Source organism: Bradyrhizobium sp. PUT101 (assembly GCF_052043945.1).
Classification (GTDB): Bacteria; Pseudomonadota; Alphaproteobacteria; order Rhizobiales; family Xanthobacteraceae; genus Bradyrhizobium.
This window is the reverse complement of record NZ_CP197207.1, coordinates 3,721,277-3,743,439: the sequence shown is the minus strand read 5'-3', so window position 1 is coordinate 3,743,439 and position 22,163 is coordinate 3,721,277. Positions and strand designations below refer to the sequence as shown.

General features: G+C 64.4%; 24 protein-coding genes, 1 tRNA gene and 1 pseudogene. 11 read left to right on the top strand and 15 right to left on the bottom strand.

Features of this window, described 5'->3' with window-relative positions; translation table 11 throughout:
• The first annotated feature begins 1 nt into the window (after position 1).
• Genes recR through ACSHT2_RS18285 form a run of 3 tightly spaced genes read left to right on the top strand, consistent with a single transcriptional unit; the run spans position 2 to position 1,542 of the window.
• On the top strand, positions 2-604 hold the full coding sequence (recR, locus tag ACSHT2_RS18295; protein ID WP_271527231.1) for a recombination mediator RecR: 603 nt from the start codon (positions 2-4) through the stop codon (positions 602-604).
• Positions 605-631: 27 nt separating this feature from the next.
• Complete coding sequence (locus tag ACSHT2_RS18290; RefSeq protein ID WP_440635538.1) at positions 632-1,066, top strand: hypothetical protein; 435 nt, start codon at positions 632-634, stop codon at positions 1,064-1,066.
• Positions 1,042-1,542, top strand: a complete 501-nt coding sequence (locus ACSHT2_RS18285) for a hypothetical protein (RefSeq protein WP_440635536.1) — start codon at positions 1,042-1,044, stop codon at positions 1,540-1,542. Before ACSHT2_RS18290 ends, ACSHT2_RS18285 begins: the two co-directional genes overlap by 25 nt.
• Before the next feature lies 1 nt (position 1,543).
• On the opposite strand, the gene ACSHT2_RS18280 is transcribed toward ACSHT2_RS18285, so the two are convergent.
• The 3 genes and pseudogenes from ACSHT2_RS18280 to ACSHT2_RS18270 form a co-directional block, all read right to left on the bottom strand.
• Positions 1,544-2,899 (bottom strand): AmpG family muropeptide MFS transporter, encoded by a 1,356-nt coding sequence (locus tag ACSHT2_RS18280; protein WP_440635535.1) that lies wholly within the window; start codon positions 2,897-2,899, stop codon positions 1,544-1,546.
• 180 nt (positions 2,900-3,079) lie between these two features.
• Positions 3,080-3,313, bottom strand: a pseudogene (locus ACSHT2_RS18275) (GIY-YIG nuclease family protein); the annotation flags it as partial.
• 71 nt (positions 3,314-3,384) lie between these two features.
• Positions 3,385-4,584: a DNA recombination protein RmuC gene (locus tag ACSHT2_RS18270; RefSeq protein ID WP_440635534.1), complete on the bottom strand. Its 1,200-nt coding sequence runs from the start codon at positions 4,582-4,584 to the stop codon at positions 3,385-3,387.
• A gap of 173 nt (positions 4,585-4,757) precedes the next feature.
• On the opposite strand from ACSHT2_RS18270, the gene def reads away from it, so the two are divergent.
• From def to ACSHT2_RS18250, 4 genes are all read left to right on the top strand, one after another.
• Positions 4,758-5,285 (top strand): peptide deformylase, encoded by a 528-nt coding sequence (gene def / locus ACSHT2_RS18265; RefSeq protein WP_440635533.1) that lies wholly within the window; start codon positions 4,758-4,760, stop codon positions 5,283-5,285.
• Between the two features lie 136 nt (positions 5,286-5,421).
• Positions 5,422-6,357 carry a methionyl-tRNA formyltransferase gene (fmt, locus tag ACSHT2_RS18260; protein WP_440635532.1) on the top strand — a complete coding sequence of 312 codons (936 nt, stop codon included), beginning with the start codon at positions 5,422-5,424 and terminating at the stop codon, positions 6,355-6,357.
• 114 nt (positions 6,358-6,471) lie between these two features.
• On the top strand, positions 6,472-7,209 hold the full coding sequence (gene truA / locus ACSHT2_RS18255) for a tRNA pseudouridine(38-40) synthase TruA (protein WP_440642871.1): 738 nt from the start codon (positions 6,472-6,474) through the stop codon (positions 7,207-7,209).
• A gap of 68 nt (positions 7,210-7,277) precedes the next feature.
• Positions 7,278-7,568 (top strand): GIY-YIG nuclease family protein, encoded by a 291-nt coding sequence (locus ACSHT2_RS18250; protein WP_440642870.1) that lies wholly within the window; start codon positions 7,278-7,280, stop codon positions 7,566-7,568.
• Positions 7,569-7,710: 142 nt separating this feature from the next.
• Here the strand turns inward: ACSHT2_RS18250 and dapE are convergent, their stop codons facing one another.
• From dapE to rpmH, 10 genes are all read right to left on the bottom strand, one after another.
• Positions 7,711-8,877: a succinyl-diaminopimelate desuccinylase gene (gene dapE, locus ACSHT2_RS18245; protein ID WP_440635531.1), complete on the bottom strand. Its 1,167-nt coding sequence runs from the start codon at positions 8,875-8,877 to the stop codon at positions 7,711-7,713.
• Between the two features lie 10 nt (positions 8,878-8,887).
• The gene (dapD, locus tag ACSHT2_RS18240; protein ID WP_440635530.1) at positions 8,888-9,733 is read right to left on the bottom strand and encodes a 2,3,4,5-tetrahydropyridine-2,6-dicarboxylate N-succinyltransferase; all 846 of its coding nucleotides are present in this window, start codon (positions 9,731-9,733) and stop codon (positions 8,888-8,890) included.
• A gap of 219 nt (positions 9,734-9,952) precedes the next feature.
• Positions 9,953-10,639, bottom strand: coding sequence for a pyrimidine 5'-nucleotidase (locus ACSHT2_RS18235; protein WP_440635528.1), 687 nt, complete (start codon positions 10,637-10,639; stop codon positions 9,953-9,955).
• 14 nt (positions 10,640-10,653) lie between these two features.
• A complete protein-coding gene (locus tag ACSHT2_RS18230) occupies positions 10,654-11,640 on the bottom strand; it encodes a DUF1036 domain-containing protein (protein WP_440635527.1) in 987 nt (328 codons plus the stop codon).
• A 185-nt stretch (positions 11,641-11,825) separates the two neighbouring features.
• The gene (argB, locus tag ACSHT2_RS18225) at positions 11,826-12,713 is read right to left on the bottom strand and encodes an acetylglutamate kinase (protein ID WP_440635526.1); all 888 of its coding nucleotides are present in this window, start codon (positions 12,711-12,713) and stop codon (positions 11,826-11,828) included.
• Positions 12,714-13,051: 338 nt separating this feature from the next.
• On the bottom strand, positions 13,052-13,417 hold the full coding sequence (locus tag ACSHT2_RS18220) for a DUF423 domain-containing protein (RefSeq protein WP_440635525.1): 366 nt from the start codon (positions 13,415-13,417) through the stop codon (positions 13,052-13,054).
• Positions 13,417-14,070: a ribosome biogenesis GTP-binding protein YihA/YsxC gene (gene yihA, locus ACSHT2_RS18215; RefSeq protein WP_440635523.1), complete on the bottom strand. Its 654-nt coding sequence runs from the start codon at positions 14,068-14,070 to the stop codon at positions 13,417-13,419. Before yihA ends, ACSHT2_RS18220 begins: the two co-directional genes overlap by 1 nt.
• Positions 14,071-14,223: 153 nt before the next feature.
• On the bottom strand, positions 14,224-16,074 hold the full coding sequence (yidC, locus tag ACSHT2_RS18210; protein WP_440635522.1) for a membrane protein insertase YidC: 1,851 nt from the start codon (positions 16,072-16,074) through the stop codon (positions 14,224-14,226).
• 16 nt (positions 16,075-16,090) lie between these two features.
• Positions 16,091-16,477, bottom strand: a complete 387-nt coding sequence (gene rnpA / locus ACSHT2_RS18205; RefSeq protein ID WP_319326542.1) for a ribonuclease P protein component — start codon at positions 16,475-16,477, stop codon at positions 16,091-16,093.
• 27 nt (positions 16,478-16,504) lie between these two features.
• Positions 16,505-16,639: a 50S ribosomal protein L34 gene (gene rpmH, locus ACSHT2_RS18200; RefSeq protein WP_008542748.1), complete on the bottom strand. Its 135-nt coding sequence runs from the start codon at positions 16,637-16,639 to the stop codon at positions 16,505-16,507.
• Between the two features lie 382 nt (positions 16,640-17,021).
• Between rpmH and ACSHT2_RS18195 the strand changes: the two genes are divergently transcribed.
• The 4 genes from ACSHT2_RS18195 (at position 17,022) to ACSHT2_RS18180 (ending at position 20,461) form a co-directional block, all read left to right on the top strand.
• On the top strand, positions 17,022-18,488 hold the full coding sequence (locus ACSHT2_RS18195) for an ATP-binding protein (protein ID WP_440642869.1): 1,467 nt from the start codon (positions 17,022-17,024) through the stop codon (positions 18,486-18,488).
• Between the two features lie 294 nt (positions 18,489-18,782).
• Positions 18,783-18,859: transfer RNA gene (locus ACSHT2_RS18190), tRNA-Arg, on the top strand.
• Positions 18,860-18,941: 82 nt separating this feature from the next.
• Positions 18,942-19,298 (top strand): 6-carboxytetrahydropterin synthase QueD, encoded by a 357-nt coding sequence (gene queD, locus ACSHT2_RS18185; protein WP_440642765.1) that lies wholly within the window; start codon positions 18,942-18,944, stop codon positions 19,296-19,298.
• Positions 19,299-19,858: 560 nt separating this feature from the next.
• Positions 19,859-20,461, top strand: a complete 603-nt coding sequence (locus ACSHT2_RS18180; RefSeq protein WP_440642764.1) for a hypothetical protein — start codon at positions 19,859-19,861, stop codon at positions 20,459-20,461.
• 250 nt (positions 20,462-20,711) lie between these two features.
• Here the strand turns inward: ACSHT2_RS18180 and ACSHT2_RS18175 are convergent, their stop codons facing one another.
• Positions 20,712-21,503 (bottom strand): phytanoyl-CoA dioxygenase family protein, encoded by a 792-nt coding sequence (locus ACSHT2_RS18175; RefSeq protein WP_440642763.1) that lies wholly within the window; start codon positions 21,501-21,503, stop codon positions 20,712-20,714.
• A 241-nt stretch (positions 21,504-21,744) separates the two neighbouring features.
• A complete protein-coding gene (locus ACSHT2_RS18170; RefSeq protein WP_440642762.1) occupies positions 21,745-22,116 on the bottom strand; it encodes a BA14K family protein in 372 nt (123 codons plus the stop codon).
• Positions 22,117-22,163: the final 47 nt, after the last annotated feature.

The window sequence follows — 22,163 nt, the reverse complement described above, 5'->3', positions numbered from 1 at the left end:
TATGGGCGCGGTTGCAGGTCCTGAAATCGAGCGGCTGGTCCAGCTGCTCGCGCGGCTGCCTGGCCTCGGTCCGCGTTCGGCGCGGCGCGCTGCGCTGCATCTGATCAAGAAGCGCGAAGCGCTGATGATGCCGCTGTCTTCGGCCCTCCAGGTCGCGCTTGACAAGGTCCAGGTCTGCAAGACCTGCGGCAACATCGACACGCAAAATCCCTGCACGGTCTGCACCGATCCGAAGCGCGATCCCTCCATCATCGTCGTCGTCGCCGACGTCGCCGACCTCTGGGCGCTGGAGCGTGCCAATGCCACCCAGGGGCGCTATCATGTGCTGGGCGCGACATTGTCGCCGCTCGACGGCGTCGGCCCGCAGGACCTCACCATCGACGCATTGGTGGCGCGCGCGCATGATTCGCAGGTGCACGAGATCATCCTGGCGCTGAACGCGACCGTGGACGGCCAGACCACGGCGCACTACATCACCGACCTGCTTCAGGACGCCAATGTCAAGGTAACGCGGCTCGCCCATGGAGTTCCTGTCGGCGGCGAGCTTGATTATCTCGATGAAGGTACGCTATCGGCTGCGATGCGGCAGCGCACCCTGTTCTAGCCATCCAGACTTTACGGAACGGACGACATGACGAAACTTTTCGCCACACGACTGGCTTTGGTCGCGATGATGACGATGCTGGTGACCCCGGCCATCTCCGCGCAGCAGGGCGACGAGACGCCGCCGCCGTCCAAGCCCGGCAAGCCGATCAACACCGGCGACGTGCTCTCCGGCGAGTTGAATGCGATGAAGGTCCGCGACGTCAAGAACGGCAAGCGTGTCGCGACCTATCAGATCACCTCCGAGCCGCGCCGCCTGCCGCCGCCGAACGGGCTGTGCAATCTCGAGACCGGCCCGGAGACCTTCCAGCTCGTCACCTCCACCGATGCGCAGGCTGCACAGCTGAAATCGTTCGTCGGCAAGGAGATCTCGGTCAAGGTCGACGAGATCGCCTGCGCCAGCGATGCCGGCCAGATGAGCGAGGCCGTGATCACGAAGTGGAGCCTGATCAGGAAGCAGTAGGGCGATATCGCCTGGCCGGCGACGAGCACTGCGCCTTGATCTCCGGTTGTGCGTCGAGCATAGTGCAATCGATCGAGCTGCGGAGAGGTCGCTCAGCTGTGCGTGGAATAGCCCTTGCCGTCCTGCTGGTCTTCGCCGGCGCGACTCCTTGGCCAGTCTGGGCCGCCCCGGACGCCGCGTCTTATCCAACTGCCGCAGCTGCGCTTGCCTCGCTGCGCGCCAAGCCGGGGGTGAAGACGTCGGTTCGATCCGGCTGGACAGTGATCGAGGATGCGGCCACTCTGAGCCTGTGGTCGTTTCCGCCGACGGGACATCCGGCCTATCCGGCAGCCATTCAGCGGCGCGTCGTGCAGGAGGGAAGCGAAATCGTCATCCGAATGAACGTCCTGTGCGAAGCGTCCAAGGCCGCTTGCGATGCGCTGGTTGCCGATTTCGAGGTGCTCAACGGACGCGTTCGGAAAGAGATGCAGCGCTGAGCTACACCCGCGCCGGCTCCAGCGTCTCGAAATGGCCGCGCCTCTGCAAATACGCCAGCAGCATCAGGCTCGGGATCGCGACGAGAACGGAGATCGCGAAGAACATCGGCCAGCCCGTCGCTTTCGCCAGATAGCCTGCGCCCGACGACAAATAGGTGCGTCCCACGGCGGCGAGCGCCGTCAGCAGCGCATATTGGGTCGCGGTATGCAGCGGATTCTGGCACAGCGCCGAGAGATAGGCGACGAAGATCACGGTGCCGATGGCGTTGCAGAAATTGTCGGAGGTGATCGCGAGGGTCAGCGCCCATTCGTTGACGCCGACCAGCGCCAGCCATGAGAACGACAGGTTGGACATCGCCTGGATGATGCCGCCGATCCACAGGCTCGTCGCCAGCGAGTAGCGCCGGGCCACGAAGCCGCCGGCAAAGCCGCCGGCCAAGGTCGCCGCAATGCCGACGCCCTTGACGATCACCGCGTAGTCGTTCCGCGTAAAGCCGATGTCGATCACGAACGGCACGGTCATGTTACCGGAGAACGCGTCGGTGAACTTGAACAGCACCACGAAGGCGAGCACGACCCATGCTTCCTTGCGTCGCAGGAATTCCGAGAACGCCCCCAGCGCGGCATGGAACACGCGCGTGAGCGCGTCCTCGTCCCGCGTGGCGGCCTCGGCGCGCGCGGATTGTGCGGGCTCGGTGGCGGCGAGCGCAGTCACCGTGCCGATCAGCACCAGAGCCGCCATCACCACATAGCCCCACATCCAGGCGGCGCCACGCGGGACGATCGCCTCGAAGCCGGTGACGATGAACAAGGCGCCCGCTGTCGATATCAGCATGCCGACGCGGTAGGCCGCGACATAGGCCGCCATGCCGGCGGCCTGCTCGCTTTCAGGCAGGCTCTCGACGCGGAAGGCATCGACCACGATGTCCTGGGTCGAGGACATCGTCGCGACCAGCAGCGCGCCAAGCGCGACGAACAGCGGCGAGCGCGCCGGATCGGTCAGCGCCAACAGCAGGATCGCGCCGATCAGCAGCAGCTGCGAAAACACCAGCCACCCACGGCGGCGTCCGAAGGTGCGCGTGAAGAACGGCACGTGCAGCGCATCGACCAGCGGCGCCCACAGGAATTTCAAGGTGTAGGGCGTTCCGACCAGCGCAAACAGTCCGATCGTTCCGAGATCGACCCCGGCCTCGGCCATCCACACCAGCAGCGTCGATCCCGACAGCGCCAGCGGCAGGCCCGAGGAGAAGCCGAGGAACAGCACGATCAGCACCCGCGGTTGCAGGTAGACGGCAAGGCTGTCGCGCCATGAGGTGGTGGGAGCGCCGGCGGAGGAGGTCGCGTCGGGTGCGGTCATAGGGTGGTGTTAGCAGATTCTGTGGGAAAAGACTCTTGCGAGCTCGGTGGGGCGGATGCTCTCTCCACCTCTCGATGTCATCGTCCGCGAAGGCGGACGATCCAGTACTCCGCGGCGTCTCGGCTCAATCACACAGGCTGCGTAATACTGGATCCCCCGCCTTCGCGGGGCATGACGGCGTTATGGTGGTCCGGCTATCCCAGGATAGAGATCATCCCAGTTATGCTGCTCGATTAACCGAACCTTCCACGCCCTGTTCCACTTCTTCAGCCGCTTCTCCCGCTTGATCGCATTCTCGGGGTCATCGAACTGCTCGAAATAGACGAGCCGTGCGACGGCGTACTTCTCCGTGAAGCTTTCGATGACCTTTGATTTGTGCTCTGCGACGCGGCGAACAAGGTCATCACCAGCGCCTCGGTTTAATCGCGACCGCCGCGGCGTACTGGATGCCCCGCCTGCGCGGGGCATGACAGCGCGCTAGGATTCTACTCCCCAGCCTGGAGCTTCCGCGGGAATAGCTCGCCCGCCCCCGTCGCCACCAGCCGCGGTGCCTCCGGCGCATCGCTCTTGCTGAAATCGAGCTCCTCGATCCGGCCCGCGCGCTTCTCGATCTTGTCGGCGGAGATCAGCACCTGGCGGACGTCCTCGTTGACATCGGCAAAATGCTTTTGCAACTTCAGCACGCGATCGCGCAGGCGGCCGAGGTCGTCGCCGAGCTTGGTCACTTCGGTGCGGATCTGGTCGGCGGCATCGCGCATGCGCGCGTCCTTCATGATCTGCTGCATCACCTGGATCGCGAGCATCAGCAGCGACGGCGACACCAGCACGACGCGGGCACGATAGGCCTTCTGGATCACGTCGTCGAAACCATCATGGATCTCGGCGTAGACCGATTCCGACGGCACGAACATCAGCGCCATCTCCTGGGTCTCGCCGGCGACAAGATATTTTTCTGCGATGTCGCTGACATGCTTCATCACGTCGCCGCGCAGTCGTTGCGTGGCGATTCGCCGTTCCTCGTCGGTCCGGGCGTCGTGCAGCGCCGTCATCGCTTCCAGCGGAAATTTGGCGTCGATGCAGAGCGGACGCTGATCGGGCAGGAACACGACGCAGTCCGGGCGCTTGCCGGTGGAGAGCGTGAACTGGAACTCGTAGGCACCCTTCGGCAGCCCGTCCTGGACGATCGCCTCCATCCGCGCCTGGCCGAACGCGCCGCGCGACTGCTTGTTGGCGAGCACGTCGCGCAAGGTGGTCACCTGCGTGGTGAGGTCGGTGAGGTTCTTGTGCGCGCTGTCGATGATGCCGAGCCGCTCGTGCAGGGCGCGCAGGCTCTCCATGGTGTTGCGGGTGGAGTGTTCCATGGACTGGCCGACGCGGTGGGTTACCGAATCCAGCCGCTCGTTCACCGCCCGCGCCATCTCGGCCTGGCGGCCGGCCAGGGCCTGGGACATGGCATCGACCCGGCCCGACGACTCGCTCTGCGCCCGCAGCACCTCGCTCAGGCGCTCCTCGAGCTCGTCGGCCCGGATCGCGTGCGCCATCGCGAGTTCCGCGCCGCGGCGCCCGGAGCGCGCGATCACCACCGCAATCACCACAAGCAGGACGACGACGATGGCACCGAAGCCGATCAGCGCGTCAATGGTGCGCACCGGCCAGTCGCCCAGCATGAAAATGATCTCGTTCATACCCGCCCTTGTAGCCCGATTCGCGGGGGTTTAGCGAACGAAGAGGGAACATTTATCGTGAGTTGCTCTCTGATCATTATGGTTAACGAAACCTGAAGCTTTATGGTTAGCGGAGGGTTAACGGGGTTCCTGGCCGCATTGACCGCATCCGGCGCGCGGCTTAAATCGCGGCCATGGCCCTACGAGAAATCATCATCCTGCCGGACAAGCAGCTGCGCCTGGTCTCCAAGCCGATCGAGAAGGTCACGTCGGAGATCCGCAAGCTTGCCGACGACATGTTCGAGACCATGTACGACGCGCCCGGCATTGGCCTCGCGGCGATCCAGGTCGCGCAGCCCTTGCGCCTGATCACCATGGACCTCGCCAAGCGCGACGAGAGCGGCGAGACCAAGCGCGAGCCGCGCGTCTTCATCAATCCTGAGATCCTCGCTTTCTCCGAGGAACTCTCGATCTACGAGGAAGGCTGCCTCTCGATTCCCGAATATTACGAGGAGGTCGAGCGCCCCGCGAAGGTGCGCGTGCGCTTCACCGATCTCGACGGCAAGGTGCACGAGGAGGACGCCGAGGGCCTCTTCGCCACCTGCATCCAGCACGAGATCGACCATCTCAACGGCGTCCTGTTCGTCGACTACCTGTCGAAGCTCAAGCGCGATCGGGTGATGAAGAAGTTCGAGAAAGCCGCCAAGCGCGCGGTGGAGTGACGATTCCTCCTCCGTCATGCCCGGCCTTGTGCCGGGCATCCACGTTCTTTGCCGTCGCGAGCAGGAAGAACGTGGATGGCCGGGACAGGCCCGGCCATGACGAGTACATTGCTCGTTTCGAGGATTGTCTCGCCACATGCCCCTTCGCCTCATCTTCATGGGCACGCCCGATTTCTCCGTGCCGACGCTGCTCGAGCTCGTCGCGCACGGCCACGAGATCGTGGCGGTCTACACCCGCGCCCCGAAGCCCGGCGGGCGGCGCGGCCTGCAATTGCAGCCGACGCCGGTCGAGGAAGCCGCGCGAAGACTCGGCATTCCCGTGCTGACGCCGAAGACGCTGAAGACACCGGAGGCGCTGGAAGAATTTCGCGCATTTGAGGCCGATGCGGCCGTCGTCGTCGCCTACGGCATGATCCTGCCGCAGGCGATCCTCGATGCGCCAAAGCTCGGCTGCTACAATCTGCACGCTTCGCTGCTGCCGCGCTGGCGCGGCGCCGCGCCCATCAACCGCGCGATCATGGCCGGCGATGCCGAAAGCGGCGTGATGGTGATGAGGATGGATGTCGGCCTCGACACCGGCGACGTCGCAATGGCCGAGCGCATCGCGATCTCCGACAGCATGACCGCGCTCGATCTGCACGATCGGCTGTCCCGGTTGGGTGCCGATCTGATGGTGCGCGCGATGGCCGCGCTCGAACGCGGCGGGCTCCAGCTCAAGAAGCAGAGCGAGGACGGCGTCACCTATGCCGCCAAAATCGAGAAGGCCGAGGCGCGGATCGACTGGACCAGGCCCGCGCGCGCCGTGCTGCGCCACATCCACGGCCTGTCGCCGTTTCCCGGCGCCTGGAGCGAGCTCGCGAACGTCAGCGAAAACGCGCGCGTCAAAATCCTGCGCTGCGAACTCGCCAAGGGCACCGGCGCGCCGGGCGAGGTGCTCGACGATCAGCTCACCATCGCCTGCGGCGAGGGCGCGATCCGCATCCTGGAGCTCCAGCGCGAAGGCAAGGCCCGGGTGCAGGCGGGCGACTTTCTGCGCGGCATGCCGATGAAGGCGGGCGCGAAATTCACCTGATACTGTCGTACCGCCGCGAAGGCGGTATCCAGTATGACCGAGGCTCTTGAGACTGAACCGAACCGTCACGGCGTACTGGATCGTCCGCCTGCGCGGACGAAGACACCGGAAACGATGCCCCGCTACAAGCTCACCATCGAATATGACGGCGCGCCGTTCTTCGGCTGGCAGGTGCAGGAGACGCTGCCGTCGGTGCAGGGCGCGCTGCAGGCTGCGGTGAAGGCGATGACCGGGGCGGATTTGCGCGTGCACGGCGCCGGCCGCACCGATGCCGGCGTGCATGCGCGCGGACAGGTCGCGCATGTCGATGTCGACAAGCAGTTTCCGCCGGGCCGTTTTCGCGACGGGCTCAACGCGCATCTGCGCCCGCATCCGATCGCGGTGCTCGAGGCCGAGATCGTGCCCGACAGCTTCGAGGCGCGCTTCTCGGCGGTCAAGCGCCACTACCGCTATCGCATCGTCAACACCCGCGCCAACCTCGCGCTCGACATCGGCCACGCCTGGCGCGTGCCGCGCCGGCTCGATGCCGACGCGATGCATGCGGCGGCGCAGCGCCTGCTCGGCAAGCACGATTTCACCACCTTTCGCGACACCGAGTGCCAGGCCAAATCGCCCGAGAAGACGCTCGACCAGCTCGACGTGCTGCGCGACGGCCGCGAGATCACGATTCTAACCTCGGCGCGCTCCTTCCTGCACAGCCAGGTGCGCTCGATGGTGGGTTCGCTGGTCTGGGTCGGCGAGGGGCGCTGGACTGCCGACGATCTCTCTGCCGCCCTCGCAGCCCGCAACCGAGCCGCCTGCGGCGTCGTCGCTCCGCCGGAGGGACTGTACTTGATGAAGGTGGATTATTAGCGCCTGATGCGGCCACAGGCGTCGTGGCCGGGCTTGTCCCGGCCATCCACGTGCGTCAACATGCAACCATGCATGGCGGATGGGTCTACATCCTGGCGAGCGCGCCGAATGGCATTCTGTATGTCGGTGTGACCAGCGACCTCATTCGTCGCATCTACGAGCATCGAAATGGACTCGTGCCTGGCTTCACCAAGAAGTACGGCGTCAAGCTGCTCGTTTATTTCGAGCGCTATGACGACATTCAAACCGCAATCCAGCGCGAGCACAACATCAAGCATTGGTCGCGGACGTGGAAGGTCAGGCTGATCTTGAAGGATAATCCGGAATGGCAGGATCTCTACGACACGATTGTCCAGTGAGGTGACCCAAGCTCTCACCACATCGTCATGGCCGGGCCTGTCCCGGCCATCCACGTTCTTTCTTGTCAGCGGGCGGCAAAGAACGTGGATGCCCGGGACAAGCCCGGGCATGACGGCGGTGGGTTGGGCAGCGATGAGCGCCTCACCCAAAATACCGCGTCAGGATCCCGCGATGCACCTTCGTGAGCTTCTCCAGATCCGTCACCGGCACGCGCTCGTCGACCTGGTGCATGGTCTGCCCCACCAGGCCGAACTCGATCACGGGGCAATAGCTGGAGATGAAGCGCGCATCCGAGGTCCCACCGCTCGTCGACAGCTCCGGCTTGCGCCCAGTCACCTCCTCGATCGCGGACACCGCAAGATCGGTGAAGGCACCCGGCTTGGTCACGAACACGTTGGAGTTGGACGGCTCCCAGACGATGCGGGCGCGGATGCGGTTGCCGCAGGCATTTGCCAGGCGCTGTTCGACCAGCTCGCGCAGGGATGCCTGGGTGTGGTTGTCGTTGTAGCGGATGTTGAATTTTGCGCGGGCCTGGCCGGGAATGACGTTGTAGGCGCTGTTGCCGACGTCGACCGAGGTGAATTCGAGATTGGAGGCTTGGAACTGCGCGCTGCCGTGGTCGAGCGGCTCGTCGGAGATCGCCACGATCAGCCGCGAAATGTCAGGCACAGGATTTGATGCGCGGTGCGGATAGGCGACATGGCCCTGCACGCCGTCGACATAGAGCGTGCCGGATTGCGAGCCGCGCCGGCCGACCTTGATGGTGTCGCCGAGCGTCTCGACATTGGAGGGCTCGCCCAGCACGCAATGATCGAATTTTTCGCCACGCTCGGCGACCCATTTCAGCAGCTTGATCGTGCCGTTGATGGAGACGTCTTCCTCGTCGCCCGTGATCAGGAACGAGATCGACCCCTTGCCGTCGCTGCGTGGCTTGCCGGCGTTGGCAGCGAGATGCTCCAGCACGGCAGCAACCGAGCAGGCGATGCCGCCCTTCATGTCGACGGCGCCGCGGCCGTGCAGGACACCGTCCTTCACCTCGCCGGAGAATGCGCCGACGCTCCAGGCACTCTCGTCACCCGGCGGCACCACGTCGGTGTGGCCGGCAAAGGTGATGTGCGGACCTTCCGTGCCGATCCGCGCGTAGAGATTTTCGACGTCGGCGGTGCCCGGCTCGCTGAAGGTTACGCGGTGGCAGGTGAATCCGGCCGCGTTGAGGGTCTTTTCGAGCACCCCCAGTGCGCCGGCATCGGCCGGGGTTACCGAGGGACAGCGGATGAGATCGCGGGCAATGGAGAGAGCGTCGGTCATGCGCGCCGGATCAATCCCGCAGCAGCTCGTTGATGCTGGTCTTGGACCGCGTGCGTTCGTCGACGCGCTTGACGATCACGGCGCAAGCGGTGCTCGGGCCGATCTGGCCGTTCTTCATTGGCTTGCCGGGCAGCGCGCCGGGCACCACGACGGAATACTCCGGCACTTCGCCCATGAAGATCTCGCCGGTCTCGCGGTCGACGATCTTGGTCGAGGCGCCCAGGAACACGCCCATCGCCAGCACTGCGCCCTTGCGCACGATCACGCCCTCGGCGACCTCCGAACGCGCGCCGATGAAGCAATCGTCCTCGATGATGACGGGCTCGGCCTGCAGCGGCTCGAGCACGCCGCCGATGCCGGCGCCGCCCGAAATGTGCACGCGCTTGCCGATCTGCGCGCAGGAGCCGACGGTGGCCCAGGTGTCGACCATGGTGCTCTCATCGACGTAAGCGCCGAGATTGACGAAGGACGGCATCAAGACGACGTTCTTGGCAATGAAGGCCGAGCGGCGGACGATGGCGCCCGGCACCGCGCGAAAACCGGCATCGCGAAAGCGGTTCTCGCCCCAGCCCTCGAACTTCGAGGGCACCTTGTCCCACCAGGTCGCCTTGCCGGGGCCGCCGGGAATGACGCCCATGTCGCTGAGGCGGAAGGACAGCAGCACGGCCTTCTTCAGCCATTGATTGACCTTCCACTTGCCGTCACTCCCGCGCTCGGCAACGCGCGCCTCGCCCTTGTCCAGGATCTCCAGCGACTGGTCCACGGCCTCGCGCACCTCGCCCTTGGTCGTGGTCGAGATGCCGTCGCGCCCCGCGAAGGCGCTGTTGATGGTGGATTCGAGGGCTGCAAGCGACATCGGAATTTCCTCTAGGGGCGGGAATTTTGATGGATTGGGGCGCTTTTTCGGGATTTGGAAAGGTCAAGTCAAGCGCGCATTCGCCTCTGCTGGGCTTGTTCCGGGCATCCTCCACCGTCATCCCGGGGCGATGTGAAACATCGAACCCGGAATCTCGAGATTTTCGGGTTCGCCCTTCGGGCGCCCGGAATGACGATGCATGGTTGACCGGCTATGGCCTCACCGCAGTGCCGCCAAGAAGCCCGTCAGATCGTCCGTGACGTGGTCGACATGGGCGGCGTCGCGGCCCTCCAGTTCCCAGTCCTCGCGCACCACCTCTTTCGTCCCATCCGGTACCACCAGCACCGTGGTCATGCCGAGCTGGTGCGGGACGGTGAGGTTGCGGGCGAGGTCCTCGAACATGGCGGCGCGGGTCGGATCGACCGCATGCTGGCTGAGGAATTTCTGGTAGGTCTGCGGCGCCGGCTTGGGCTCGAATTCGGCGGCGATGATGTCGAACACGCCGTCGAAATGCGAGGCGAAGCCGAGCCGCGCCAGCACCGCGTCGACATGGCTGACCGAGCCGTTGGTGAGGATCAGCTTGCGGCCCGGCAGCTTTGCGATGGCAGTGCCGAGCGCCGGGTTCGGCTCCAGCGGCGAGTGGTCGATCTTGTGGACATAGGCGAGATAGTCGTCGGCGGAGACGCCGTGCAGGGTCATCATGCCGCGCATCGTGGTGCCGAAGCGCCGGTAGTAGTCCTTCTGCATCGCCCGCGCTTCCTCCGGGCCGACGTTCAGCCAGTTGCAGACGAACTCCCCGATCCGCGCATCGACCTGCTGCCACAGATTGACGTGATGCGGATAGAGCGTGTTGTCGAGGTCGAACACCCAGGTGTCGACATGCGCGAAGGTGCGGGGTGGGGTCATCACAGCTCTCTCACTCACGGCATTGCAAAGCGCAGCGTCTTGCCGCCGCTCGACATGTCCACGGCGCCAAAGCCCGTCGGCGCAAATCCGCGCGCGCCGCAATCGGTCTGCTCGCTCGTCTCGAACTTGGTTTCGCGCGTGCAGAGCTGCCTGTCGCCGCCCCAGTTCAGCGGGCGGTCCTTCAGCTTGACGACGCGGTTGTCGGCGTCGACCGCTTCCGCGAAGCTGAAGATCTGCTTCGGCTGGCCGGTCACATCGGGGTGCAGGCAGGTCTTGGGATCGATGCGATACCAGCCGCGGCTCGTCACGGACTTGCCATCGTCGGTCGCGATCGCGGCCATCACCTTGTGCGGCGTGTCGTTGCACCAGGTGAGGCCGGTCGAAGAGGGTGTCTGCACGGCGTCGACCATGGTCTTGAACAAGTTCGGCGAGGCCACGATGTCCGACGGCAATCCGCGGCTCTTCAGGAACGCGGCCAGCGCGGCTTGCGTCTTCGGCCCGTCGACGCCATCGATCGGCGCCGCGTCGTAGCCTGCGATCACCAGCAGCCGCTGGATGCCGGCAAGGCGCGCCTGCTCGTCGTCATATTCGGAGTCCTCGGCGAGATAGGCAACGAGGTTGCCATCCGCTCCTTGCGTCGGCGTCACTTGCGTGAAGGCGGCCTGGGTCTGGCCGCTGCGGCATTGCCGCGCTGCGGCGATGACGAAATTGTCCTGCGCCACGCACAGCATGTCGCTGCCGCTTTGCGGGAGCGGGGAAGCGCCGTAGACGCCGAGCGCGCGGGCATTGAGCAGGATCCGGTCGGCCGTCAGCGTGCCCTGCACCACCACGCGGCAGGTGGCGGGATCGATCCTGAACCAGCCGCGCGTCGCGGTCGCCGCCTTGTCGTCGATGCCGATCGCGGCCTCCACGACATAGGACATGCGGTTGCAGATCTTGAGGTCGGCAAAGGCCGGCGCGGAGGAGAAGAGGAACGAGACGATCGCTGCCGGCAGCGTCATCAGGAAGCGCGCGAGAGGCGAGCGGCTGGCTCGTCGCTCTCTCCATTCGTCATGGCCGGGCTTGACCCGGCCATCCAGGGCTTGTTTCCGCAAAGAAAGAACGTGGATGCCCGGGACATCTGAGTGAAGACGCGCTTCGCGCTTTTGCCCGGGCATGAAGCCCTCGTTTCTTCGCCGCTCGTCTCTCACTTGTGGATCAGCGTGCCCGTGCCCTGGTTGGTGAAGAGCTCGAGCAGCACCGCGTGTGGCATCTTGCCGTCGATGATGACGACGCCCTGCACGCCCTGCTCCAGCGCGTAGATGCAGGTCTCGACCTTCGGGATCATGCCTCCCGAAATGGTGCCGTCGGCGATCAGTTTCCGCGCATCCTTGACCGAGAGCTGCGGGATCAGCTTCTTCGACTTGTCCAGCACGCCGGGCACGTCGGTGAGCAGCAGGAGGCGCTTGGCCTTCAGCGCGCCCGCGACGGCACCGGCAAAAGTGTCCGCGTTGACGTTGAAGGTATGGCCGTCCTTCGAGGTCGCGAGCGGCGCCAGCACCGGGATCAGCTCGTAGCCGATCAGCTGGTTCAGGAGTGTGAGATCCACCTTCTCGGGCTCGCCGACGAAGCCGAGATCGATCACCTTCTCGATATGCGAATCCGGATCGACCATGGTACGCGTCGCCTTCGACGCGGTGACCATGTTGCCGTCCTTGCCTGACAGCCCGACGGCCTTGCCGCCGGCTTCGTTGATGTAGCCGACGATCTGCTTGTTGACGGAGCCGGCCAGCACCATCTCGACGATCTCGATCGTCGCAGCATCGGTGATGCGCAGGCCGGCGGCGAATTCCGAGGTGATGCCGAGCCGCTTGAGCATGGTCGCGATCTGCGGCCCGCCGCCATGCACCACCACCGGATTGATCGCGGTCTGCTCGAGCAGCACGATGTCGCGGGCAAAGTTCTTCGCGGTCTCCTCGTCGCCCATGGCATGGCCGCCATATTTGATGACGATGGTTTCCTCGTCATACTGCTGCATGTGCGGCAGCGCTTCGGACAGGATGCGGGCCTGGTCGAGCGGAGAGATGTCGGTCATGTCGCGGTCTCGCTGGCGGGTCGGTTGGGCCGCGTTCTATCCGATTGGCGGGCAAGGCGCAAAGTGTGGTGTTCTTTCTTACCCTCCCCGCTTGCGGGCAGGGCTATCGCATATGACTTTTCGGACGGGCCTGAGCAAGCGCCTCGTCCTTCGAGACGACCGCTTTGCGGTCTCCTCAGGATGAGGCTCCGCTCAAGCGGTGTCCTTTGAAACTGCTGCTGCACACTCCGCCCCATCCTGAGGGCCCGCCGGAGGCGGGCGTCTCGAAGGATGGCCGCAGGCGAGTTTCCCGCCACGTTTCCTCATATGCGATTGCCCTCCAGGGGCAAGATGAAGCGTTACTTCCGCGCCACCACCGCGGCCACACTCACCGCCAGCCAGCTCGCAATCATCACCATTCCACCGGTCGGCGCCGCATACGGAAACAGCGAGTGACCGGCATATTGCCGCAAGGTGAGATCGCCCGCGAACAGCGCGGCGCCGATCACGAAGCCGAAGGCCGCCAGCAGTCCAATTCCGCCGTGCAGAAGGCCGCGCGTGAGCAATGCGACAGTCGCAAGTATGGCAGTTGCATGAAACAGCAGCATCGCGCTTGCCGATGCCAGCCGGCTTGCATCGGCACCATGGGCGGAGGCGGCGGCCAGCGCGACGCCGGCCGCGCCCATCAAGCCGGCAAGCCCAAGCAGCAGGCGGTACATAGGCATCACGAGGCCCGCTCTTCCAGGAGCTTCGCCATCGCGGCGCGCAGGCTCTCCATGCCGGTCGAGCTGCGTGACGACGTCGCGAGCACGGTCGGAAACGCGGCCGGATGCTTGGCCACCGCGGCCTCGGTCTCGGCGATGCGCGCTTGCAGCTCGGCCGCCTTCACCTGGTCGGCCTTGGTCAGCACGATCTGGTAGCTGACGGCGGAACGGTCGAGCGTCTTGAGCACTTCGAGGTCGACGTCCTTGAGGCCGTGCCGCGCGTCGATCAGCACGTAGACGCGCGCCAGCGAGGCGCGGCCGAGCAGGAATTTGTGGATCAGCTCGGTCCAGGACGCGACCTGGCTCTTCGGCGCCTTGGCATAGCCGTAGCCGGGCATGTCGACGAGGCGCAGGTCGCTTTTCCCGGGCACCTCGAAGAAGATCAGCTCCTGGGTGCGGCCCGGCGTATGCGAGGTGCGCGCCAGGCCGTTGCGCCCCGTCAGCGCGTTGATCAGGCTGGACTTGCCGACATTGGAGCGGCCGGCAAAGGCGATCTCCAGCCCCGCCATCGGCGGCAGCGTGGCGATCGAGGGCGAGGCCCAGATGAACTGCCAGTCGCGGGCAAACAGCTTTCGCCCGGCTTCGATCAGCTTGTCGTCTGACTTGTCTGTCATATGAAAGTCTATCCTCGCGTCATGGCCGGGCTTGTCCCGGCCATCCACGTCCGTCCGCATGGCACCCTCCAAAACGTGGATGCCCGGGACAAGCCCGGGCATGACGATGTGGAGGCCATTTGCGCCCGCATGACCGGGAACGCTCGCGTGAAGCTACGTCGCCTTCCGCGCGAACGTCGCCTTGAGATTGTCGAACAGCTCCACCTTCACGCCGTTGCGGCGCATGATGTAGCTCTGCTGGATCACCGAGAGCAGATTGTTCCAGGCCCAGTAGATCACGAGGCCCGCCGGGAAGCCCGCCAACATGAAGGTGAAGATCAGCGGCATCCAGTTGAAGATGAGCTGCTGCGTCGGATCCGGCGGCGTCGGGTTCAGCTTCATCTGGAACCACATCGTGATGCCCATGATGATCGGCCAGATGCCCAGCGCGAGGTAATGGCCGAACACCGGGATCGTGGTCGGATCGAACGGGATCAGCCCGAACAGGTTGAACAAATTGGTCGGATCCGGCGCGGAGAGGTCCTTGATCCAGCCGTAGAAAGGCGCGTGCCGCATCTCGATGGTGACGAACAGCACCTTGTAGAGCGAGAAGAACACGGGGATCTGGATCAGCACGGGAAGACAGCCGGCGACCGGATTGATCTTCTCCTTGCGGTAGATCTCCATCATCTCCTGCTGCTGCTTCACCTTGTCGTCGGGATAGCGCTCCTTCAGCGCCAGAAGCTGCGGCTGGATCGACTTCATCTTCGCCATCGAGGCGTAGGACTTGTTCGCCAGCGGGAAGAACAGCAGCTTCACGATCACGGTCACGAGCAGGATCGAGATGCCGAAATTGCCGAAGAAACGGAAGAAGAAGTCGAGGCCGAGGAACATCGGCTTGGTGAGGAAGTAGAACCAGCCCCAGTCGATCAACAGGTCGAAATGGTTGAGGCCGAGCTCCTTGTTGTAGCCGCCGAGGCCGGCGAACGGGAACACGCCGACGACGCCGGCTTCCTTGGCGCCGGCGAACAGCCGCGCGTTCGCGGTCGCGGTGCCGCCGATCGCGACGGTGACGGGATCGAGCAGATAGTCGGTCTGGTAGGTGTGGACGTTGCCGACCGGGTTCGACGAGAAGCGCGCCTGAAGCTGGGCATTGGTATCCGGCAGCAGCGCCGAGGCCCAGTACTTGTCGGTGATGCCGAGCCAGCCATTGGTGGTCTTGAAGTTCACCGCCTTGGCTTCGTCGATCTTCTTGTAGGCATATTCCTGCAAGCCGTGGTCGCCGAGATAGCCGATCAGGCCTTCATGCAGGATGTAGTAGCCCGAGACCTGCGGCGCGCCGTGGCGCGAGATCAGCGCGAACGGATAGAGCGTGACCGGCGCATTGCCGACATTGCTCACCTCGTCCTTGATGGTGAAGAGATAATGGTCGTCGATCGCAATGGTGCGGCGGAAGGTGAGGCCCTCGCCATTGTCCCATTTCAGCACCACCGGCGTCGACGGGGTCAGGCTGCCGCTGCCGTCCTGCTGCCAGACGGTCTGGGCATCGGGCATCTTCGCCGTTACGCCCGTCGCCGCCACCCAGCCGAATTCGGCGTAGTAGGGCTCCGCCGTGCCCGAGGGCGAATAGAGGATGATCGGCGGCGACTTCGGATCGACCGTTTCGCGGAATTGCACCAGCGCGATGTCGTCGATGCGGCCGCCCTTCAGCGAGATGCTGCCGGCGATCCGCGGCGTCTCGATCTTCACGCGCGGGCTGGCTGCGATTGCGGCATCGCGGGCGACGACCGGCTGGCCCTGCTGGCTCGCGCCCGGCGTTGCCGGCTGGGTCGCGGTGCCCGGCTGAGGCGCGGCACCGGGTGTCGCGGAGGCGGCCGGCTGCGGCGTGGTCTTCTGGAGATCGGTCTGCGCCTGCTGCTGGGCGCGCTGCTTCTCCATCTGCGGCATGTTGTAGAAATACTGCCAGGCGATCAGCACCAGGCCGGACAGAATGACGGCGAGGATGGTATTGCGATTATCGGTCATCTCGAATGTCTCGTCATCAATCCGGTTTGCGGCTGGCAGCGGGAGCGGGGCCGGGCCTCTGGCCGCGCGCTTTGGCCGTATGCCGCGCGGGCTTCGTGAACGCTATGCGCAGATCGTCGAGCATGCTGGCGAAGTCGCGCGAGAGCGCGTCCCTTCGTCCGACCAGCACATAATCATGATGAGGCTGCATCGACACCGGATCGAGCCGCTTCACCAATTCGCGAAGCCGGCGCCGGATGCGATTGCGCTCGGGGGCGTTGCCGTTCTTTTTGGTGACGGTGAAGCCGATCCGGATCGGGCCGAAATCATCGCGGCGACGGCTTTGCAGGACGAACGCGGGACTATTCACCCGCGCGCCATTGGCAACGGCGAGGAAATCCGCCCGCTGCCTCAGCCGATCCATGATGAAATCCCAAAAAGGGGGTCCGGCTCAGGCGCTCAGACGCTTGCGGCCGCGGGCGCGGCGGGCGGCGAGGACCTTGCGGCCGCCGGCAGTGGCGAGGCGGGCGCGGAAGCCGTGACGGCGCTTGCGCACCAGTTTGCTGGGTTGATAAGTCCGCTTCACGGGTTTTTCTCCGCTGACCGGGCAATTTGCCTGTAGAATTGATGGTAAAGTCCGGAAGATGCGGCCCAAAATGGGCCTTTTCCGGCCCCAAGAGAGCCGCTCCCGGTGTCGCACCGGGTCATCGCGGACAATTTGCGCGGCTTATAAGCGAGCGCCTTCTTTTCGTCAACGCCGCACAAGCGCGCGATTCCGGTGAATATCGCTGTTTGTGCGGGGTTTTTAACCCTTGAGGTGGCGACTCGCGATATCAGCGCTTACATCCCACCCTGGCAGATTAGCGATCCGTAATTTGACCGGTCTCCGGGCGGGCCGCATCCTCCATCAGCCAAGGCCAACAGGGGCGAATTTCGTGGTAGCCACAGATCGCCAGCCGATCCAGGATATGGATCAGCCGGACCAGCCGGCGATGCGGCCCCGCGGGTCGCGCGGGCTCGGGCTGTCTGGCAAGCTGCTGCTGCTTACCATTCCTCTGGTGATGATCGCAGCCGTGCTGCTCTACGTGCCCGCCATCGCCAACTTCTGGGTCAACCGGCTGAACGACCGCGTTGCGGCGGCCAACACGGCGGCGCTGGTGCTGGATGCCGCGCCGCTCGGCATGGTTCCCGATTCGTTGTCGCGCCAGATCCTGAAAAGCATCAATGCCCGCGCCGTCGCCATCAAGATGGGCCAGCAGCGCCGGCTGCTCGCCAGCGACAACATCCCGTCCGCCATCGAGCATGACATCGACCTGCGCGACATGACGGCCTGGGAGGCGATCACCGGCTCGTTCCGGATGATGCTGGAGACCGGCAACCAGGCCATCCGCATCGTCGGTCCCGGGGTCGGCAATGCCCAGTTCATCGAGATCGTCACCGACGAGCTGCCGCTGCGGCAGCAGATGTACCGCTTCTCCCGGAACCTCGTGGTGGTCGCGCTGATCATCGCGGTGCTGACCGCGGGCCTCGTCTATCTCGCCCTCCATTATCTCTTCGTGCGGCCGATGCGGCGGCTGACCGCGAGCCTGGTCGGCTTCCATGAGAATCCCGAGAGTTCGGCCGGGATCATCGTGCCGAGCCAGCGCAGCGATGAGATCGGGGTGGCCGAGCGCGAATTGTCGGACATGCAGCGCGACCTGATGTCGATGCTGCATCAGAAGAGCCGGCTCGCCGCCCTCGGCCTCGCTGTCTCCAAGATCAATCACGATCTGCGCAATCTGCTCGCCTCGGCCCAGCTCTTGTCGGACCAGCTCGCCAGCGTGCCGGATCCGCGGGTGCAGCGCTTTGCGCCCAAGCTCGTGCGTTCGCTCGAGCGCGCCATCGCCTTCTGCCAGTCGACATTGTCCTACGGCCGCGCCCAGGAGGCCGCGCCCGACCGCCGCATGATCCTGATCGAGCCGGTCGTGATGGAGGTGCGCGAGACCGCAGGGCTCGCCAACGATGCCTCGATCGCCTGGGTTGCCGCGGTCGAGCGCGGGCTTGCGGTCGATGCCGATCCCGACCAGCTGTTCCGCGTCTTGCTCAACCTCGTCCGCAACGCCGCCCAGGCGCTCGAAAGCCACGCGTCGGGTGAGGGCCGGGTGCAGCAGATCCGGATCACCGGAAAGCGTGAAGGCTCCGTCGCCATTATCGAGGTCTCCGACACCGGCCCCGGCGTTCCCCAGAAGACCCGGGAGCACCTGTTCGAGGCCTTCCAGACCTCCGGCCGCCCCGGCGGCAGCGGCCTTGGCCTCGCCATCGCCGCCGAGCTGGTCCGCGCCCATGGCGGCGACATCCACCTGGTCGAAGGCACCATCGGCGCCACCTTCCGGATCGTCATCCCCGATCGCCCCGTGGAACTGCTCTCCATCCGCAACGAACGGGCCAGGGCGTAGTCGGCCGGCGGCCGAGTGAACGAGCGGGGCGATCTCCATTCCTTCCGTCATTCCGGGACGACCCGAAGGGTCGGGCCCGGAATCCATAACCCCCGTTGGTGGTTATGGATTCCGGGCTCGCGACTTCGTCGCGCCCGGAATGACGATCAGAGGTGCGGAAATGCCCCAAAATACCGTCGAGGCAGATCTTGCCAATCGGGACAAGAGCGGTTAGTCAGAGCGCTCTTTCGCACCCCTCCCGGTCCTCCGGGAGCTGCGTCGCGGGTCATGCCCGCTAACGCTGTTTGCGAAAATGCGCCCGTAGCTCAGCTGGATAGAGCATCAGACTACGAATCTGAGGGTCGGACGTTCGAATCGTTCCGGGCGCGCCATTCTTCGACGCAGGTCAGGCAAGGCAGCATCTGGTCGCCAGACCGGGCCGAGACCGGATGGCCACGCCGTGTGAGGAGCTGGATGAGGATATCGCAGGCGTTCAAGTTCGAGGCGGCGCATCGGCTGCCAAACGTGCCCGAGACTCACCGGTGCAGCCGGCTGCATGGTCATTCCTATCGGGTCGAGGTCCAGCTGGATGGTCCGGTGGATCCGCACACCGGCTTCGTTGCGGACTTCTTCGATATCGAAAAATGCTTCGCCGACATCATGGGCACGCTGGACCACCAATGCCTGAACGAGGTCGAAGGACTCGAGAATCCAACCGCCGAGAACATCTCGGTCTGGATCTGGGATCGATTGCGGCCGAGCCTTCGGCAGCTATCGGCGATCCGGGTCTATGAGACGGCAGACTGCTGGGCCGAATATCAGGGGCGGTGACGACAGCTCTGCGCTGACCCGGCCCGGGCCTCACCGTCGCTCCATGAGCTGCAGCCGGTCATCGTGGAAATCGCGTCCATGGGCGCGGATGGACTGGCCGGCGCAGAGTGCGTGCTGCGGCTTCTTAGCGAGATAAGAACAATCCTCTTGCTAGCGATAAAGCCCTCAGGTGCCGACGCGCCCATCTTCGAGGCGGCCTCTGCGTCGCCGCTCACGAGAACACCGTCGGTTCTTCAGGCTGGGCTGTCATAGACGCCCCTGCGCAAAGCTACGCTCTGCGTTCAGATTCATGCGCCGCGCTCCTGTTATCTCCCTTCGCCGCTTCCAGCCGCGTCGCCTGCCCGCGCGATCTGCCAGGCGGAGGTTGCCTGCGACGCCCGTGGTGGCAGCAGTTTTCATTCCGTCAAATGCTTGGTTGCCCGTACTCCGTTTGGCTTGATGAGAGACTGTGTCCTTGTGGCGAGGCCGCCTTGGCCAGCCATTTATTTGACCTAGGTCAATGCGAGCGGCCTGGTTAGTGTCATACTCAACCATAGATTTATCAATCGAGGAGAGGGCTAATGCGCGTTGTATTGTTCAGCCTCGCAATTGTCGCAGCATCCAATGTTGTAGGACCCGTATCCGCTGCTGAGAATCTCAAAGGTACCTATCATGTCGTTGGGACTCAGGTCTGCCTCGTCGCCCCGGGTGGCTTCAAGCAGGACGCTAACGGCAATCTCACGATTCCTATCGGTGAGACGACCCTCAGCCAACTCACCACCGAAGGCCGCGTCATCTACCGTGGTGACGGGACGGGCGAGGCGAAGCAGACGTTCGTGACCATTGTTCCGCCACCCAATCCTCACGGAACGGCAGTGAGTGCGGGGACTATCTCCTATTCCTTCACCTATACGCGCGAGGGCGATCACGCCTATCGCATGAATATCAAGCCTGGCACATTCAAAGGAGTGCTGAATGCCGGGCCGAATGCGGGCCAACAATTCTCCATCGAGGGGGATAGTCGACTTTTCCGGGTTTCCGATGACGGTAAGCGGATTGGATCCGCAATAGACAAGCCATTCCTGCAAAAAATCAGATATTCGGGATGGGCTGAACCTGTCTCGCGCGTTTGCACTGCGATCAACAACCAGTCGATGATCAACGCAACCGTCGTGACGGAATAAAAGCGTGTAGCCAAACGATGGACTAGAAGTCCTCTCGGCTGAAGTCCGCGCATGCTCTTTCGGCTTGCGCCGACGCGCCACTTGCATGGCCGGCACGCTCATGTTCACCAAATTGGCTGGGAGGCCTCATCGCAAAGCTGGGAGGCCTCATCGCAAAGAGGGCTCGAGTGTCTTTCGAGTTGGGACTCCATTGCGGACTTGGCAGGATCCGGCAATACGGGACCGCTCGGCGGTCCCGTATCTCGTCCGACTAGTCCGTGAGCCCGCAAGCCTGCCGGATCGCGATCTGAACCGGCGAAGGCGGCAACACCGGATCGAACTCGCCCTTCGGCAGCAGCGGAGGCTGTGCCATGAAGCGCGGCCGTTTCCCGCGATGTGGTTGCGCGGCATGAACCAGGAACGGATGGCACAGATAGACGCTGCCTGCCGTGCCGGTCGCCAGTTCAACCTCGCAAGCCGCCGTCGAGGCGTAGTTCTCGGCAGAGAGCTGCCGCAGCGTCGCGCCTGCGTCGCCATGGGGCAGCAGCTCCCGCGCGATGGCAGCATGCGAGCCTTTCCGGATCCTCGTGGGTGCATCGTCCGGGCCAACATCCGAGAACAGGAAGAGCATCAGCAATGCGCGTCCGCTGCTCTTCACATTGGCACGCCACTCCATGAAATCCGGATCGGTGGTGCCAAAGCTCATGTCCACGTGCCAGCCATCATCACCAGGGGATTCCGCTGAGGGGAAGCGGATCGGAAAGGTCCCGAGGCCCCTGGGCGCAAGCCAGCGCCCTTCGCCCACGAGTTGATCGTAGGCTCTGTGCAGGGGCGGCGCATTCGCGGCTTCAATGAATGGGGGCGAAGCCTTGGAGCCCACCCGGACAACGGGTTGAGTCCAGTTTTCGGGTTGGTCCGGCGACAGGCCAATATCCGCCCACAGCTCGTCCCTGCATTGCTTTGCAAGCCGGGTGCTGAAGGCATCCTCGATCTTGACGAAACCGTGGTCGATGAAGTTCTGGACCTGACGGGGCGTCAGGCCAACCTGCTCGGTCTTGGGCATTGCACATTCTCCGCTCGGCTACCGCATCAAGCGCAGCCGGTTTGATCTGATCGGCGCAGATGCGCCGGAACGACTTTCTGCCGTTCAGATCAGCGGGAAGAATGTGGACATGAACATCATGGTGGGAACGTATACCGTCGCGGACCGTCGAATCAAGATGCGCTGGTCGCCCGTTGGAATTGCCCTCGAGCTCGGGCAGCCTCTCGCTGTGCAATGAGGCTGCCGCAAGCTCATGCGCGCGTCACGGGCAAGGGTGGCGCAGACCGTCGCGGCCCAGATAGGTTCCCGAGCCGGGATCGTAGGATCGAAAGCGCTGCGCACAGTAGGAGGCGGCATTGGATTGAGCCTGGCTGTTGGCGATTGCGCCGCCGATGATCGCGCCCGCTGCGAGGCCGCCGAGTACGGCTGCGCCGGTGCCGTAATGGTGCCTGTGGCCGTAACCATGCCCATGTCCGTACCTATGTCCGTACCCATGCCGGTACTGCACCTGCTGCACGCCTGAGTCGGGACCGGGATTGCCGATCGGCAGCGGCGCCGCGAGCGCCGGCGAAGCAGCCGCCGAGAGCATCGCTCCAGCGGCCGCGAGGACGGCGAAAGTTCTACACATTGTCATGTCGCGCTCCATGTTGTTGAGGATGCCGGAGCAACGGCGGGTTGCCC